This window comes from Saccharicrinis aurantiacus, from assembly GCF_001660705.2.
Lineage (GTDB): Bacteria > Bacteroidota > Bacteroidia > Bacteroidales > Marinilabiliaceae > Saccharicrinis > Saccharicrinis aurantiacus.
In genome coordinates, this window is the sequence record NZ_LYBV02000034.1 from 77,914 (window position 1) to 94,948 (window position 17,035).

Below are 17,035 nucleotides of genomic sequence, written 5' to 3' on the forward strand. Positions count from 1 at the left end.
AGGTAAATTATTAGCGTACAATAATTTTCTGAGTTGATGTAATTCCTCCTTGTGTTTTTATGATATAGACACCGTTTTTATCCAATTGAAACACTTCTTTCTGGCCAGCATTAAAAATCTGTTTTACTAGCTTTCCTGAAGTATTATAAATAGATATGGACGTTGGCTCAATTACATTAGTATTATCTGCTGATAACTCAACATTGATATTTTCTCCTGCTTGAGCAGGAGATGGGTAAGCGCGTGCCGATTTGGTTGCGGATTGAGAAATTTTATTACTTGTATAAACATCTCCCTTATTGGTAGTAACCACACAATAATACTCACCATCTAAACCTTCGGCTGAGTGATAAAATTGCTTTTCTGCATCAGTAAGTTTAGCCCCATTCTGATACCATTGGTAACTTTCAAATTGCTCTTGAACATTATCAACTAACAACATATTACTTCCCTTACTATGTATGGTTACATCTAGGTTTACCGTAAATAAAACTGAAACCGATTCAGCAGCTTTATAATTATTATTACCATCTTCTGAAGCAATAATATTAACTGATCCATATGAATGAATGGTTAGAACATTATTATCAACACTCACTATATTATTATCGGAGCTACTAAACGAAATAGCCTCGCCAGAAGTCGCAATTGCAGATAATTCGATGGTTTTGTCTTTCTCGTAACGAGTACTGGTTTCCATATCAAACTGAATACTATTTTCAGCTTTATTTATGGTGAGCGTACCCTCACTATAAATAATATTATAGTTTAAGCCATTGTTTCCATCATCAACTTTTAGAGTATTTTGTAAGATGTTGTACTGTCCCGCATCAAGACTTGCATTTACACCTATTTCGCCAACAAAATCATCCCCATTAAGTGGTGCTCCAGATAAAATTACATACGATAAAGTTGGCAATGGCTCTCCATATATTATTGTTTTATTATCTGCGCTAATTTCGATACTTATTTGCTCAATAGAAGCCGTGAGCATTGGTTGAGTTAAATTATAATTATTACTCTCATCACCTGAAATGCTTAATGACTCTAATGTAATACTCTTTTGATTGCCTGCGTTCGCATCAACAAAAGAAACTACTGGATTCGAATTAGATAATAATACATCATCACCATCAATAACTCCTTGCAAACTAGCTATACCTGTTAGAGTCGCCGTATTGGTTTTATCGTAGGTTTTATCAACAACCCCCAAGCCTGTTACAGTTAGTTCTTTTGCGGTAATATTGGCCGTAAAATCACCCGGGTTACTAAGAGTATAGTTTGCATTATCTGATCCTGAGATGGATAGGTTACTCAGGCTAATACTTTTATTTTGCTCCACATTTTTATCCTCAAAAAACGCGTTGATCGCACCAATATTTAGCACAACATCATCTCCATCTAAAATTCCGCTAAGAGTTGGATTTCCCTCCACTGAAGCAGATGTATCACCATCGTAAACCTTATCACTAAAACTTAAACCTTCGAGTTTTAACTCTACAGGTGTAATATTGGCATATGAATTTGGGATGGAATTTAGATTGTAATTGCTAGCATCAGTTCCACCAATACTAAAAGAGGTAAACTCAACCTTTTTATTATCTCCGATATTGGCATCTTCAAAATTGGCAGAACCTTCAATTAAGCTCACATCATCTCCTATTATAACACCAATTAACGAAGGGTTCTCAGTATATTGAGCACTCGTATTCTTATCGTATTGCTTATTTTCAGCTGATAGTGCTGAAGCAGAAATATCCTTTGTTGATATAGTTGCAGTACTAGTAACTATACCTAATATATAGTTATTGATATCATCTCCTGATAGTGTGTAACCCGTAATACTAACAACCTTATCGATCCCGACATTCTTTGAATCGAAAACCGCTTCCAAAGATGTTGTTTCTAAAATTACATTATCTGCCCCAACAATACCCACTAAATCGCCATTGTTTAAAAGTGTTGCTAGCGCAGTACCATCATACACCTTATTTGCAACAACAATATTATCGATAGTTAATTCTTTGCTAGTAACAATAACTGACAACTCTTCAAGTTTATCAGGATAATCGATATTATTATTCGCCCTGAAAATTAAACTATATTTTGTTGCAGGGTCAGTTTTCGCAGGGATAGTACTTGAATTAGCAAAAAAGAATTCGCCATCAATACTAGTTCCATATCTATTATCAATAGCTGAGCCATCTGTAAAGGTAATTTCACCTAAAGTGGTTCCATACTCAACAACCGGAATGCTTGGTAATACTACATCGATAAATATACTTTCGTAGGCCCCGATATCAACTTTAGCATTAAACAAACGGGAATCATCATTTAAATCTTTAAAATCGTATATATCATCCGTTGTCAATTCATTACCATTCAAATCGGTATCTAAACCAATAGAATTTTCGTTTAATTTATCATTATCTCCATTTTCGATTAAAGAGGAAGTTTTCTCAATATCCCAATTAGCCAATAACACTTCCTCAGATTCCTCTGTCCCATTGCTTACTCCAGCAAAACTAGTTGGATTCAGGAATCTTGGATATAACAAGCTTTCGGTACCATTATTACTAGCCGCTAATCGAATATTAGAACCTGAATAGTCTTGATTCTCAATGGCACAATAATCTAGATTTGAAGATGAAGATAAATACAGTTGTGGCGTACTACCAGCCTCAATTAGCTCGTTACCCCAAATAACTGAATTATAAACAGAACTTTCTTCTGAATATAATCCACCACCAGAGGCTGACTCTGCAATACAATTATTCTTTACAATATTTGAATTAACCAAATAAGATTGACGCACATATAAACCTCCACCTCGCTTACTTGCTGAATTATTAAATACTAAACAATTGAAAAAAGATGAAGATATTGCATAGGATGCACCACCATAATTACCTGAAGAACAGTTATATATTTTGGATTGCGATATGGAAGCATCTATACCATAAATTCCACCACCATTAGCTCCGCTACCTTTACTTGTACAGGATCTAATAACTGCACCAATGATTCTAGAACCCTGACTATATATTCCACCACCATCACTTTTGTAACTATCATCGGAAAAACACCCCTCAATTGTAGAATTATGAATTGATGAATTTATGGCAAACACACCACCACCACTTAACGATGTAGAGCTCTCACCCTCAATATGACAATTTAGAACTTTGCTATTCTCAAAGTTCGAATTGGTAAGATATACACCACCTCCTTGAACAGAGATTTTACCACTAATGGAACATCCTGTAATCAAACACGATTTAATTGAGGTAGTACCGCTAGTATAGAGACCTCCTCCATAGAAAAATGTATTAGTAGTCCCGCTTACATTTTCACAATTTCGGACAATACAGTTCTCTATTGAACCACCTCCGGCCACAATTCCTGAAGCTAAATAATGATAATTAGATGTAGCAAAAACCATATCTTCATCATTATATCCATCCTCAATAATAAATCCATCAATGGTTGTTTCAATACTAGCATCTTTTGGAATTATGACCACATGGTTTGAATTATCAGTTTTAACTCCTTCTGTGTTTATGTCGCCACTTAGTATGGTAGGATGAGTAAATTCCCAATTATCTATAGTTCCATTGCCATCAGAGTCAGTTCTTTCGCGCTCATCGATGCTTGCCTCTGTTCCATTAAACCCTCCATAAAGCTTAACACCCGATTTTAAAGTAAATGACGCTCGCCTGTAGGAAACATCAGGTTTATAGGTACCACTCTTTACCCATATTTCCTGTCCTGAGGTAGATTCTTGAATGGCTGTATTAATATCAGCAAGTGCAGTATTCCAACTTAAACCATCGTTATCGTTATTTCCATCAGTGCTTACAAAAATTTGTGCATATGATAAGAAAACATTAGAGAAAAGAACAAAACAAATGAAGAGTCGTTTTTTCAGAGAGCCCATGTTATTATCGTTTAAAACTCAGTAACCTGAGAAGATTGTAAGGATTTATTGTTAGTGCTTTGTTTGATACGATAATAAACACAATCGGTTTCATAAATCATCAGAAAGTTATAAAACCCATACATCGATAAAGTTTTTGCCAAGTATTTAAACGGCATTTTTTAATAAAAAACGTATTATTAACGATTAAAACATATATAAGTAATATTGGTACTATACTTTAGCTACAGAATTAAAAAGGTTATTACTAGGCAATCCGTAAGCATCTCATTGGAAGGATGATACTTGTCGTGAGTAATACCTTTTACTTTTTATTCCCGTATAATCCCCTATACCAAGCTACCCTCCCCCTCTTATTGTTTAATAAAAATGGTTATTGCATTGAACAAGCTTAGTGATTTTTAGGTTACTCTTTTACTGTAATTAAATAACTCTTATTATTGTTATTAAGCGTTGGCTTTTGATAAAATATGGTCTTATTTTTGTAATAAATCGCGAGGTGCAAAATAATAGACCAACACTCTATTAAACATAAACACAAACTACTGTAAATATATAATGGAATATAATGTAAAGTTACCCTTAAAGCGCTTTTTAAATCTGCTTAAGGTTGAAAAGCAAGAGATCTTTAGCATATACGTTTATGCCATATTTAACGGGCTTGTATCACTATCACTCCCACTTGGAGTTCAGGCAATTATAAATTTAATATCAGGTGGACAAGTAAGTACTTCTTGGATTGTTTTAGTTACCATAGTCGTACTTGGAGTGGCCTTAAATGGAGGAATGCAGATTATGCAGATGACCATTTCTGAGAACATCCAACAAAAATTATTCGCTAGATCAGCCTTTGATTTTGCCTATCGCATTCCTCGTATTAAGCTAAAAGCATTTGATGATGAATATGCACCTGAGTTAACAAATCGTTTTTTTGATACGCTTACTGTACAAAAAGGACTCTCAAAAATATTACTCGATTTTTCTTCGGCAATACTTCAAGTGGTATTTGGCTTAATCTTACTCTCTATTTATCACTCATATTTTATTCTATACAGTATTACTTTCTTAATTGTAGTTTTTATAATATTTAGATACACTGCAAAAAAAGGACTTATCACAAGTTTAAAAGAGTCTACCTACAAATATAAAGTAGCCCATTGGCTAGAAGAGTTAGCACGTACTCAAGATACATTTAAAATGGCTCCTGACTCATCCTTACCTCTAGGAAAAACGGATGAAGCAGTCTCAGGATATTTGAAGTACAGAAAAAGTCATTTTAAAACCTTAGTAATTCAATTTATAAGTTTGGTGAGTTTTAAGGTTGTTATGACAGCCGGCTTATTAATTATTGGTGGATTATTGGTAATTGGACAAAAGATGAATATCGGACAATTTGTTGCTGCCGAAATTATCATTTTAATGATTATTACCTCCATCGAAAAAATAATGCAGATTATTGAGACCATATATGATGTTTTAACTTCCGTTGAAAAAATGGGAAGTATTGCCGACATGCCTCTTGATTGTGAAGAAGGTGAGAACATTGATATTTCAAAAACTAAAGCATTTGATATTAAAGTTTCAGACCTTAGCTATTCTTTCTCAGAAGTTGAAGGTACAGAAGTTATAAAAAATATAAATGTAGATATCAAAGCTGGAGAAAACATTTGTATTGCAGGCTACCATGGATCTGGAAAATCAATACTAATAAAACACCTTGGCGGTTTATATGATAATTATTCTGGTAGAATTCTTTTTAACGGTGTTAGTTTAAAGAACTGGAAAAAAGGTGAACTTCGTTGCCAAATAGGATCATGCCTCTCAAAAGAAGAAATTTTTGCGGGCAGCATTATGGATAATATTACCTTAGGCAAACCAGGTGTTGGTAAACTAGAAGTTGTTAAAGTGGCGAAAGTACTTGGAATTGCTTCGTTTATTGAAACGCAAAAAAATTCATACGAGACTTTACTAATTGCAGAAGGTAAAAACCTTCCTAAAAGTGTTCGCCTTAAAATTATCCTAGCGCGAAGCATAGTTGCAAAATCTCAGTTGATATTACTTGGTGATTTATTCAATCAATTAGGAAAAACCGATAAAGAGAAATTTCTTAACTATATCATGTCACAAGATGCAACATGCATCGCAACATCAAACGATCCTGTTGTTGCAGATTGTTTTGATCGAGTATTGGTATTAAACCAAGGAGAACTTATTGCCGATAACCATCATAGCAAACTAAAACATTTAGGATGGTATAATAATGTATTTCAAACTAACAACCGATGTTAAATATATCAGAAAATAAAAGCACTGCCGATAAAGTTAATTTAAAGAACTATAAGGCATTTGGCATGGTTAAAGACTACACTGCCCGCAAAATATTTACGCGATTACTTATAGCCTTTTTTGGTATCCTATTTTTATCGATGTTTCTACCTTGGACTCAAAATGTTAGAGCAAAAGGGTATGTAACTACACTTAAACCTGATCAACGTCCGCAAATTATACATTCTATAATTGGAGGTAGAATCGAAAGCTGGTTTATTCAGGAAGGAGATTATGTAAGCAAAGGAGACACCATATTATTTTTATCCGAAACTAAAGCGGAATATATGGATCCTGATTTATTAGGCAGAACTGAGCAACAAATTGAAGCTAAAAAACTAGCAGTTCAATCGTATATGGAAAAGATAAATGCGCTTGATGAACAAATTAGTGCACTTTTATCTACTCAAAAACTTAAGATTGAGCAAACGCATAACTACATTAAACAAGCTCAACTAAAAATTATATCAGATAGTATTGCTTTTGAAGCTGCGAAAACGAATTACGAAATTGCTGAACGTCAATTTAAACGTACCGAACAGCTTCATGCCGATGGTTTAAATTCTCTTACTGAGTTAGAAACACGTAAGCTAAAACTGCAAGAAACAGAATCAAAAAAGGTAGGAGCTGAAAATAAACTCCTGAGTAGCCGAAATGAATTAATTAACTATCAGGTTGAATTGTCATCTGTAGCAAATCAATATCGTGAAAAATTAAGCAAATCTGAATCAGATAAATTTTCAGCTTTATCAGCTATGTACGATGCCGAAGCGGTTGTTACAAAAATGCAAAACCAGTACATGAACTATTCCGTTCGTACGGGATTGTATTACGTTACTGCTCCGCAGGATGGGTACATTACAAAAACCATTCGATCAGGAATTGGAGAAACAGTAAAACAAGGAGATGATTTAGTAAGTGTTATGCCTGCTGACTTTGACCTGGCTGTTGAAATGTATGTAGACCCTATTGATGTGCCACTACTACACGTTGGAAATAAAGTACGCTTTATGTTTGATGGGTGGCCTTCTGTTGTATTTAGTGGCTGGCCAGGTGTTTCATTTGGAACATTTGGTGGAGAAGTAGTTGCCATAGACAATTTTATTAGTAATGGAGGTAAATATCGTATCTTAGTAGCTCGAGATAAAAATGCTATTGACTGGCCAAAGCAATTGAGAGTTGGCGCAGGAGCAAATGGTATTGCATTATTAAAAGACGTACCTGTTTGGTACGAGATATGGCGTCAGTTAAACGGTTTCCCACCTGATTACTATGCTAAACAGAGCAGCGCTGCAAAAGAAAAGAAATAATTTTATTAGTTATTATTTTTCTACAAACAGCGTTAACAACGAAAATTGATTTATACGATGATTCGTAATTATATAACAATACTATTTATGCTTTTATCAACAATGTTGGTAAAAGCTCAAATTGATTCTACGGTTTTCACTCCTGATCAACTACTTTGGTATATCGAAAAATACCATCCGGTTTCGATACAAAGTAATTTACTTTTAGAGAAAGGGGAAAGTGAAGTAAGAAGCGCTAGAGGAAATTTTGACCCTTATTTGTATGCAGGACTAGATCAGAAATATTATGGAGACAATCAATATTATAGCATACTAGGAACAGGCTTAAAAGTGCCTACATGGTATGGCGTTGAGCTAAAAGCTGGTTATGATCAGAACCAAGGCTACAATTTGAATCCCCAAAACAAAGTACCTGATGATGGATTATGGTATGCTGGAATTTCTGTTCCTATTGGTAAAGGTTTAATTATTGATAAACGAAGAGCATCGTTACAACAAGCCAAATTATATGCCGAGTCAACTAAGGCTGAACAAGAAAAAATGATGCTTTCTTTATATTTTGGGGCTATTAAAAAATACTGGGATTGGGTTGAAGCGTATAACGAATACAAAATATTTACAGAGGCAGTTGAATTAGCTAATGTTCGTTTATTAGGTATAAAAGGAAGCTATCAGTATGGTGATAAATCGGCTATTGATACGCTTGAAGCCTACATTTTGGTTCAAAACCGTGAATTGAGTAAAACACAAGCTCGACTCAAATACAATAATGTAACCTTAGAACTTTCAAATTATCTATGGTATGAAAATGGTATGCCCTTAACTATTAGTGATCAGTTGCATCCACCTTTGTATAAAGAAGTGACTCCCGCACCCGCTATTAGCACGGACTCATTGAGTATTCTAATTAAGGATTTAGCATTTAGGCATCCTGATATGCAGATAATGGATTACAAGATTGAGTCAATGGAGGTTGCTTTGAAACTTAAGAAACAGGATTTTATGCCTGATTTTAAGGTCAATTATAACTTTATAAACCAACCTCACGGAGGAAATTTATTTCAGAATTACTCCATTAATAATTATAAATGGGGATTTAACTTTAGTATGCCCCTATTTTTAAGATCAGAGCGTGGAGATTACAATATGCAAAAGCTCAAGGTTCAGGATGCTCAATTAGATTTAAATCAGAAGCTACTTGCCTTAGAAAATGAATTACGCAAGCATTATAATACCCAAATAACACTCAACGAACAAGTAAAGCTTTATCAGGATGTTGTTGAGAACTATGGCAGAATGTTTTCTGCAGAGAAACGCAGGTTTGAATCAGGAGAAAGTTCATTGTTCATTGTAAACGCACGAGAAACTAGCTTAATTGAAGCTCAACTTAAATTAGTATCCCTTTTGGCAAAATACAATGTATCTCAAGTTGGGGTTGGCTACGCAGCTGGCTTATCTATTTACTCTGATAATCAATAACATTACTCTATTTTTATATTTAACACCTACAAAATAAGTACTCATACTCTGAGTATAATAGGGAGTTTTCTAAATAGAGGGAATATTTCTCTTTTATAAGATCTAATCTGAATAAAAGATTCTTTGGGAATAGGAAAAAACTAAAAAAGGTAGTCAAACCTGACTACCTTTGTGACCTCTATGAGATTCGAACTCATATCGCTGGAACCGGAATCCAGTATTCTATCCATTGAACTAAGAAGCCAATTAGTTAGTATAGGCGCACAAAAATAGAAAAACTTTCCGATTAAAAAATTTTATGTTTTGTATGCCTTATTTGATCTCCTCCAAAGAGGAGAAACCTTCAAAATTAATTTCGCTGTAAAACTGCTTTAAGTAACTAAGCATAAAGTCATGGCGTTGCTGTGCCAACTCCTTACCTGTTTCGGTTTCCATTTTATCTTTTAGCAGTAATAGCTTTTCGTAAAAATGATTGATTGTAGAGCCATTATTGTTTCTATAATCTTCTTTGCTAAGATATTTTTGCGGCGGATTTTCAATATCAATCAAAGCTCTATTTTTATGGCCTCCATACTGAAAGGCACGTGCAATGCCAACCGCTCCAATGGCGTCAAGTCTATCAGCATCTCTAACCACCTTCTGTTCTTTGCTTAGTATAATATTTTCATCAATTGAATTACCAAAGGAAACATTTTCAATGATATCTATAATTTTATTGGCAACCGTTTTATTCAACTGAATCTCTTGAAAAAATAAATCTAACTTTACTTCTGCTTCTTCCTTTTTAAAAAGTTTTTCATCGGTAATATCATGAAGTAAAACCGCCGCTTCCACAAGAAAAGAATTTGCTTTCTCTTTCTTGTTAATGGCAATAGCATTTTTGTAAACGCGCTCAATGTGTGAAAGGTCATGGCCTGCCTCCACATTGTTAAACTGATTTGCAACATATTGCTCTATCAGTAATAATTGCCGATTCTGCTGCGATTCTGCAGAAAGAAATGAATTCATCTATTTATGGTTTTTGCTAAATAGTTTTTTAGAAAGTTCTTTATTTATCGCTGCTTTATGGAGCATTATCGCTACTGTATTCATTCGAATATAAGCTTCAGACATGTAAAGGTAACCTCCAAATTCGTTAGACTTTGCACCCCAACTATTTTTGGTTTTAAAATAGATTTTACCCTCTTCATCTTTTACCATTCCAGTAATATGCATCAAGTGATCGTCACTAGCTTTCCAATTGAAGAAGTTTTGTTGGCGCATTTTGGGAGTAACAGTAATCTCTTCTTGTGGTTGAAACCCCAAAGTATCAACTGCTGGTATTATGGCCAATCCTTTTTTATGAGAAAAAAACGCTTCAGATACATCTCCATCCCAAACTAGCGTGTAACCACTATTTAAGGCCTCTTTCATTGTATTTACCAACTCGTCGAGCGTAACGTTATAGTACAAATCATTCGACCAATTATCAGGCACCTCTAATACAAAAGGTTTATAATACGGATGATGTGTATACGAGCTTAACTCCACATAGTTTTCTGCTTTAAAGCCAAGTGCATCAGCAAATTTTTGCGGTGAGTATTTTCTATTATTAAACGATACCGATTTTGGTGTATTACCCAACTGCGATTCTAATACAGCCTCTATATTATCAAACCACATTTTCTTCGGCTGAGCATTCTTTTGACCAATATAAGTATCGAGCATACTTTTAAGTATGGGCTCTAATTCAGAATGATTATGTGGCGTTTTTTTAGAATCTCTACCTAAGTAATAGTTCTCAGGAACAAAGCCTTCTTCGGCAACTACTTTTATTACATCGTGCGCCTGACCTCCCTGGCTAAAGTTACCAACCCCGTGCATATAAACATATTGTTTTGCTTTATTCTGGTAGGCATGTTTTACAATATACATTTCGGAAAGATCAAGAATAGGACCGCCCATTCTGATGATTTCACTTTCCATGAATGATACAGTACTGAATGCCCAACAAGTACCTGTTCGTCCTTGGCTTTTTACAGAAGTAGCTTCTAAATTAGAAACAGGAGTGAAATTATAATCTGATTGAGCTTGTGTATATAAACTTGTGATTAATAAAATGCCTGTGGCTATAATTTTAATATTCATGGATAATAATTTTATTTGGTAAGTAACTAGTAAAGTCTTTATAATGACTATTTCTAATATATGGTTTATTGAATGTGCTGATTATTTATCAACTAGTTTTAGATAGATTTCGATCATTTGGTCAGAGATATTATCAACGTCTAGGTTTCTAACTTTATCTCGTCCGTTGGTTCTTTTTCCGAAACTTAATGCTGTATCAATAGCCATGGCAATTGACTCAGGGTCACTTTCAACTATATAACACCCCGTGGTTCCTTCAGTAATATTGGTTACATCGCCAACATCAGTAGATACTATAGGAAGCGAACAAGCCATTGCTTCTTTCACAACATTTGGCGATCCTTCCCACTTTGAAGTTACTAGTAAAACATCAGCGGCATAATAATAAAATGGAACTTTATCGAGTTCTACATTATTTACAACAGTTAACTCTACATCATTTGTATTAAGGTTTGCAAAACCTTCGCGCGCTAAATCAAAGTTTTTTTCTTTACGTTCAGGGTCAGATACCCAAAGTACATGAGCTGATGATGAAAAACCAACTCTTTTACGAGCAATTTCTCTATCTATATGCTTAAATCGCGAGAAGTCAATCCCATTAGGGATCATAACTGTGTTTTTGCCTTTTAAGGCATTATACATCAATGGCGATTTGGCAATGGTTACATCCCAAAAGAATCGAGCAAATAACTTAGAAATATATAGCGAAGCCCTTTCTAACTTATAGTCAGAGCCCATTAAAGAAACTACATGAGGTTTGGCGCCTGCCAGAGTACTGGTAAAGGCTGAGAAACCAAATTTAGAATGTACTATATCGTACTGTCCTCGTTTAATATAATTCTTTAAGTGTTTAACATGTTTGATATAGCCAAATACGTTTTTACTACAAATATCGTAGTAATCGATATGAACACCCTTATTCATTAAGGAGCGTCCTTGTGTAGTCACTAGCAAAGTGCGAGCATCAATGCCTTTACTATTATATACAAATAGAACTCTTAAATCTTTCAAACCACCCCTGAATTTTATTGAATGCTTGTAAAAGTAATCAAAATCGTTTGTAAAAAAATACATCAGCATACTTTTTAAACTTTAGATCGTAACATCTATGGGGAATCCTCGTAATTGCTTTTGTATTATACCAACATTTCATTGGGCGAAAATGAACAGCTGGTATCACCAATATTTATTTATATCACCAAGGCCATCGACTTTGCTGCACTATCATATTGAAATGGTAAAGCTTAAGTTTGGTTCTATAACTATTATTAAAATGAAGATTCTTTCAAAATTGCTTTTAACCTTATCATTTCTATACTTAGGTTTGAATACAAGTGCACAAACTAAAACCACTAAATTAGACACCAGTTTTACTAATGTGAGCAAATTACTAATTGAAGCTGATTTTTGTGCAGTAAAGATTTCAGCCAGCACAAACGATAAGTTAGATATTAGTGGCTCATTAAAGGTAAACGAAAAAGCTGTTGGTTACGAGTTATTGGTTACGAACGATGATGGAAGTGTAACAATTAGTGTTAAGAAACCAGCACAATGGACATCACACTGGGGTGAAATACAACTTAATGTACCAAGCAACGTGGCAATTGATGTGAATAGTGTGTCAGGAAAAGTAGACGTTGCCAATATTGAAAATGTAAACTTAAATTTCAATTCAAAATCGGGGCATGCCAACTTTTCGAATGTAAAAGGTGAAATAAACACAGACTCGAGCACCGGGAATATCGTATTATCAGATTGTGCCGGTTCGGTAAAAGGAAAAACAAAAACCGGAAGTTTGAACATCAATCAATACAAGGGAAAAATAAACATTAGTGCAGATAAAGGAGATATTGCTGTAAAGTCTGTAGAAGGTGATATTCAAATTTTCGGAGGCGAAGGAGCACAGGAATTTGATACTATTACAGGTAAATTAAAAACAAAATCAAGAGGTGGTAATGTTAAAATATCTCTTTGTAATGGCGAGATTAATTGCAGAACATTTGTTGGTCAACAAAAACTATTTCAATGTAATGGAGTATATAATCTAGAATCCTCAAAAGGAAATATCGTAGGCACGAGAATTAAGTTTGCAGATTCGTCTACTATAAAAACAACTGAGGGTAGTGTAAAAATACACACCAATACCAAAACCAACATTCGTTACGAATTAACATCAGATAACTCAATGCTTAGAGCATTGGCCAAGTCAAAAAAGAAGTCGCTGAAGATTGGAAAAGGGGATATTTTAATAACTGGTGTAACCACAACAGGTGCACAATCGTACTACTAAGAAAAATTGGAGTTTTTTTTATACGAAAAATGCAGAGATCTATTCGGATCTCTGCATTTTTAATTTATTCAATATCTATAAATTAGTTATTACCTAATATTAATGGTAGACCATCTTTACCTGAACCTACAACCACAACCTTTGAGTTTGGTGACTCTGAAAGTTTTAATGTAGCTTCAATACCCATTTGTTTAATGATATTTGGAGTTAAACTATTGTCAATAATCTTGTTATAAGTAGCAATACCTTCTGCTTCAATTTGTTTACGTTCAGCCTCGCTACGCTCTTTATCTAATCTAAACTGATAGGCTTGAGCTTCTTGTTCTTGCTTAAGCTTATTTTCAATGGCTTGCTTAATTTGCTCGGGCAACTGTATAGAACGAATCAATAAAGCACGCATTTCAATATGGTTTTCTTTAAGCGCTCTTGTAGTTTCACTTTCAATAAGCTCTTCCACTTCTTTACGTTTACTTGCAAAAAGTTCTTCTGCGGTATACCTACCAGTAATACTTCTCACAGCCGATCTAACTTCAGGAATTACCAATACACTAATATAATCTACTCCAAACTTCTCGTGAAGTTGACCGATTTCGTTATATAATGGATTAAAACGAACTGAAATATCCATATTTATCGACATGCTATTTTTATCCAGTACGTCCATTGTTTCTTCCTTTGTTTGTTCCTTCACTTTGTAAGTAATTAGCTTATTCCAAGGAGCAATAACTGCTAAACCAGGTTGTTTTATGTTTTCAACATCTAAGCCTATTGTATAAGGTTTAAATATCACTGCTCTTGCACCAGGTTCAATAATATGAAACATTCTGCTTCCAAATACAAGCAGTATAACAATAGCTGCAAAAACAATAGTTAATATGATTGGTGATACTTTATTCTTCATGTCTTTTATTTTTTAGTATAAGCGTAAAGCTACTAATTTTTATAAAATAAATAGGATAAACCTTTAAGTATCCATAAGGGTGCAGAAGACTGTATGAATGTCAATGTTTATCTACATAACTATATTCTAATTTTATAGTACTAAGCTGAAATATATTTTTATTGTATTCACCACATTTTTTTGTTTTACAATTGTATTTTTGTGGTTCAGAAAAATATTTAGAATGGCCCAAAAAAGAAAAGCAAGCCCAGCAAAAAAGAAAAATGCAAAGCTTAAAAAGACTGATAAGAAAACACCTTTATGGAAAAAGGCGCTGCTTTTTAGCACAAAGGCTTTCGCATTCTTAGTTGGGTTCTTATTTTTATTTTTACTTTTCGTTTACCTCGGAATATTCGGACCAATCCCATCTGAGAAAGATCTTGTGGGAATTGATAATAATATTGCATCTGAAATATATGCTATTGATGGTTCCCTTATGGGGAAATACTATTATCAAAATCGCATGAGCGTTGAAAATAAGCACATTTCAAAACACGCTAGTAATGCTTTGATAGCTACCGAGGATTCTCGTTTTTTTGAACACAAAGGTTTTGATATAGTTAGTCTGGGAAGAGTGTTATTTCGCACTGTTTTAATGGGCGACACCCGACAAGGAGGAGGTAGTACTATCAGTCAGCAGTTGGCAAAGAACCTTTTTCCTCGACAATCCTACGGTGCATTCTCAATGTTAGTGAATAAGTCTCGAGAGATATTTACTGCCGCACGTTTAGAGAAGGTCTATTCTAAAGATCAAATATTGATAATGTATCTAAACACGGTTCCGTTTGGTGAAGATGTTTACGGTATTGAGGCAGCATCGCAACGGTTTTTCAACAAAAGATCAGCCAATTTAAAACCTAACGAAGCAGCTGTTTTAGTAGGTATGTTAGCGGCTAATACAGCATACAATCCAAGGTTACATCCTGAGAAATCAAAGAATAGAAGAAATATTGTACTTAGTAGAATGGAATCGCAGAATTTCATCTCATCAGCTGAAGCTGAAAAGTACAAAGCGAGTGGTTTGGGTTTACACTATCGAAAAATGGATCACAATACGGGTGTTGCGCCTTATTTTAGAGATGTGATTAAACGTAAAGCTCAGAAAATACTTAAAGATCAATACGGCGACCATTACAACATTTATACAGATGGCTTAAAAATTTATACCACAATTGACCCTACTTTGCAAAAATATGCTGAGGAAGCAGTTTTGCAACACATGCATAGTTTACAACTAGAGTTTAAGCAACATTGGAAGAACAGAGATCCATGGAAAAATGATCCCAATGTTTTTAATCGAGAATTAAAAAGAACATCTCGCTATAAAGCCTTAAAAGCAAAAGGGAAATCTGAGGAAGAGATCAGATCCATTATGTCGAAGCTAGAAAGGATGACCATTTTTGCTTATCCTGAGCCAAAGGAAGTTAATCTTTCACCGATGGATTCAATCCGACATTATCTGAAAATATTAAATACAGGTTTCATGGTGATGGATCCTCAAAACGGGCATGTGCTTTCGTGGGTTGGTGGCGTTAATCATGAGTATTTTCAGTACGATCATGTAACTGCTCGCAGACAAGTTGGCTCAACCTTTAAGCCAATTGTTTACGCAACGGCCTTACAAAATGGAATGCTACCTTGCGATTACATTTCTAACGAGCAACGGGTTTATTCTCAGTATAAAGATTGGTCTCCGGCTAACTCAGATGGCGAGCACGAAGGATATTACTCAATGAAAGGTGGTTTAAGCAATTCAGTAAATACCATTACTGCCGAAATTATGGTAGAAACAGGAGTTGATAAAGTAATTGATTTAGCACAACAAATGGGGGTTAAATCAAATTTACCTGCAGTACCTTCCATAAGTTTAGGAACAGGAGAAATAACTTTACAGGAGATGTTAACAGTCTACTCCTGCTTCGCAAATGAAGGACAAAAAAGTGAAGCTGTGGCTTTGTTAAAAATTGAAGATGGTAAGGGGAATGTACTTTACGAATATAGAGCTCCTGCAAAAAACGAAAACATATTAAGCCCCGAAACAGCTGAACTTATGAATCACATGCTGCAGGGTGTTGTTGAAAATGGAACAGGACGAGCATTGCATTCTCAGTATGGCTTGAAAAGCAAAATAGCTGGTAAAACAGGAACGACCCAAAACAACGCAGACGGTTGGTTTATTGGATATACGCCTAACTTATTAGCTGGTGCCTGGGTAGGAGCTGAAAGCCCGAAAGTACATTTCAGAACAACAGCACTTGGGCAAGGAGCGCATATGGCTTTGCCAATTTATGGTTTGTTTATGAAAAAGGTAGAAGCAAATTCTAAATACGATAAATACACACGAAATAACTTTAAGGCTCTGTCAGCCAGTCAAAGAAAGCTAGTAGATTGTGCCGATTTTTCTGAAACAGATCCTGATAAGCAACTATTTGATTTGTTTAGATCGAATGATAAAAAGGAAGCGCGCAAACAAAAGCAGCGCGACGAGCGCAAACAGAAAGATACTCCTACTGAATCGAATGAAGATATTGATGAGAAAAGAAATGGGTTATTAAATAAAATGAAAGGCCTATTCCGTAAGAAGGATTAGACATTACATGTAATATACTAATGGCAACCTTTTTATT

10 protein-coding genes and 1 tRNA gene are annotated in these 17,035 nt (G+C 34.7%); 5 read left to right on the forward strand and 6 right to left on the reverse strand.

Annotation, left to right across the window (positions count from 1 at the left end; genetic code table 11):
- Positions 1-10 precede the first annotated feature (10 nt).
- Positions 11-3,937, reverse strand: a complete 3,927-nt coding sequence (locus A8B35_RS17065) for a YDG domain-containing protein (protein ID WP_068474419.1) — start codon at positions 3,935-3,937, stop codon at positions 11-13.
- Between the two features lie 558 nt (positions 3,938-4,495).
- On the opposite strand from A8B35_RS17065, the gene A8B35_RS17070 reads away from it, so the two are divergent.
- From A8B35_RS17070 to A8B35_RS17080, 3 genes are all read left to right on the forward strand, one after another.
- The gene (locus A8B35_RS17070; RefSeq protein WP_068474420.1) at positions 4,496-6,226 is read left to right on the forward strand and encodes a peptidase domain-containing ABC transporter; all 1,731 of its coding nucleotides are present in this window, start codon (positions 4,496-4,498) and stop codon (positions 6,224-6,226) included.
- On the forward strand, positions 6,220-7,572 hold the full coding sequence (locus A8B35_RS17075; RefSeq protein ID WP_068474422.1) for an HlyD family secretion protein: 1,353 nt from the start codon (positions 6,220-6,222) through the stop codon (positions 7,570-7,572). Before A8B35_RS17070 ends, A8B35_RS17075 begins: the two co-directional genes overlap by 7 nt.
- 87 nt (positions 7,573-7,659) lie before the next feature.
- Positions 7,660-9,051: a TolC family protein gene (locus A8B35_RS17080; protein ID WP_068474424.1), complete on the forward strand. Its 1,392-nt coding sequence runs from the start codon at positions 7,660-7,662 to the stop codon at positions 9,049-9,051.
- A gap of 172 nt (positions 9,052-9,223) precedes the next feature.
- On the opposite strand, the gene A8B35_RS17085 is transcribed toward A8B35_RS17080, so the two are convergent.
- From A8B35_RS17085 to A8B35_RS17100, 4 genes are all read right to left on the reverse strand, one after another.
- A tRNA-Arg gene (locus tag A8B35_RS17085) sits at positions 9,224-9,295 on the reverse strand.
- Positions 9,296-9,363: 68 nt separating this feature from the next.
- Positions 9,364-10,059: an HD domain-containing protein gene (locus tag A8B35_RS17090; protein WP_068474426.1), complete on the reverse strand. Its 696-nt coding sequence runs from the start codon at positions 10,057-10,059 to the stop codon at positions 9,364-9,366.
- Positions 10,060-11,178, reverse strand: a complete 1,119-nt coding sequence (locus A8B35_RS17095; RefSeq protein ID WP_083634500.1) for a C1 family peptidase — start codon at positions 11,176-11,178, stop codon at positions 10,060-10,062.
- An 81-nt stretch (positions 11,179-11,259) separates the two neighbouring features.
- A complete protein-coding gene (locus A8B35_RS17100) occupies positions 11,260-12,252 on the reverse strand; it encodes a glycosyltransferase (RefSeq protein ID WP_171973228.1) in 993 nt (330 codons plus the stop codon).
- A gap of 199 nt (positions 12,253-12,451) precedes the next feature.
- On the opposite strand from A8B35_RS17100, the gene A8B35_RS17105 reads away from it, so the two are divergent.
- Entirely contained in the window at positions 12,452-13,468 is a 1,017-nt protein-coding gene (locus tag A8B35_RS17105; protein ID WP_171973229.1) for a DUF4097 family beta strand repeat-containing protein, read from the forward strand.
- 82 nt (positions 13,469-13,550) lie between these two features.
- Here A8B35_RS17105 and A8B35_RS17110 read toward each other — a convergent pair whose 3' ends face one another.
- Positions 13,551-14,369 (reverse strand): prohibitin family protein, encoded by an 819-nt coding sequence (locus A8B35_RS17110; protein ID WP_083634502.1) that lies wholly within the window; start codon positions 14,367-14,369, stop codon positions 13,551-13,553.
- Between the two features lie 223 nt (positions 14,370-14,592).
- Between A8B35_RS17110 and A8B35_RS17115 the strand changes: the two genes are divergently transcribed.
- On the forward strand, positions 14,593-16,998 hold the full coding sequence (locus A8B35_RS17115; protein WP_068474436.1) for a transglycosylase domain-containing protein: 2,406 nt from the start codon (positions 14,593-14,595) through the stop codon (positions 16,996-16,998).
- The last annotated feature ends 37 nt before the right edge of the window (positions 16,999-17,035 follow it).

What these genes read in the sequence shown, in the direction of transcription:
- A8B35_RS17070 (WP_068474420.1), top strand. Translation starts at nt 4,496, where the DNA reads ATGGAATATAATGTAAAGTTACCCTTAAAGCGCTTTTTAAATCTGCTT.
- A8B35_RS17075 (WP_068474422.1), top strand. Translation starts at nt 6,220, where the DNA reads ATGTTAAATATATCAGAAAATAAAAGCACTGCCGATAAAGTTAATTTA.
- A8B35_RS17110 (WP_083634502.1), bottom strand. Translation starts at nt 14,369, where the DNA reads ATGAAGAATAAAGTATCACCAATCATATTAACTATTGTTTTTGCAGCT.
- A8B35_RS17095 (WP_083634500.1), bottom strand. Translation starts at nt 11,178, where the DNA reads ATGAATATTAAAATTATAGCCACAGGCATTTTATTAATCACAAGTTTA.
- A8B35_RS17100 (WP_171973228.1), bottom strand. Translation starts at nt 12,252, where the DNA reads ATGTATTTTTTTACAAACGATTTTGATTACTTTTACAAGCATTCAATA.
- A8B35_RS17090 (WP_068474426.1), bottom strand. Translation starts at nt 10,059, where the DNA reads ATGAATTCATTTCTTTCTGCAGAATCGCAGCAGAATCGGCAATTATTA.
- A8B35_RS17105 (WP_171973229.1), top strand. Translation starts at nt 12,452, where the DNA reads ATGAAGATTCTTTCAAAATTGCTTTTAACCTTATCATTTCTATACTTA.
- A8B35_RS17065 (WP_068474419.1), bottom strand. Translation starts at nt 3,937, where the DNA reads ATGGGCTCTCTGAAAAAACGACTCTTCATTTGTTTTGTTCTTTTCTCT.
- A8B35_RS17115 (WP_068474436.1), top strand. Translation starts at nt 14,593, where the DNA reads ATGGCCCAAAAAAGAAAAGCAAGCCCAGCAAAAAAGAAAAATGCAAAG.
- A8B35_RS17080 (WP_068474424.1), top strand. Translation starts at nt 7,660, where the DNA reads ATGCTTTTATCAACAATGTTGGTAAAAGCTCAAATTGATTCTACGGTT.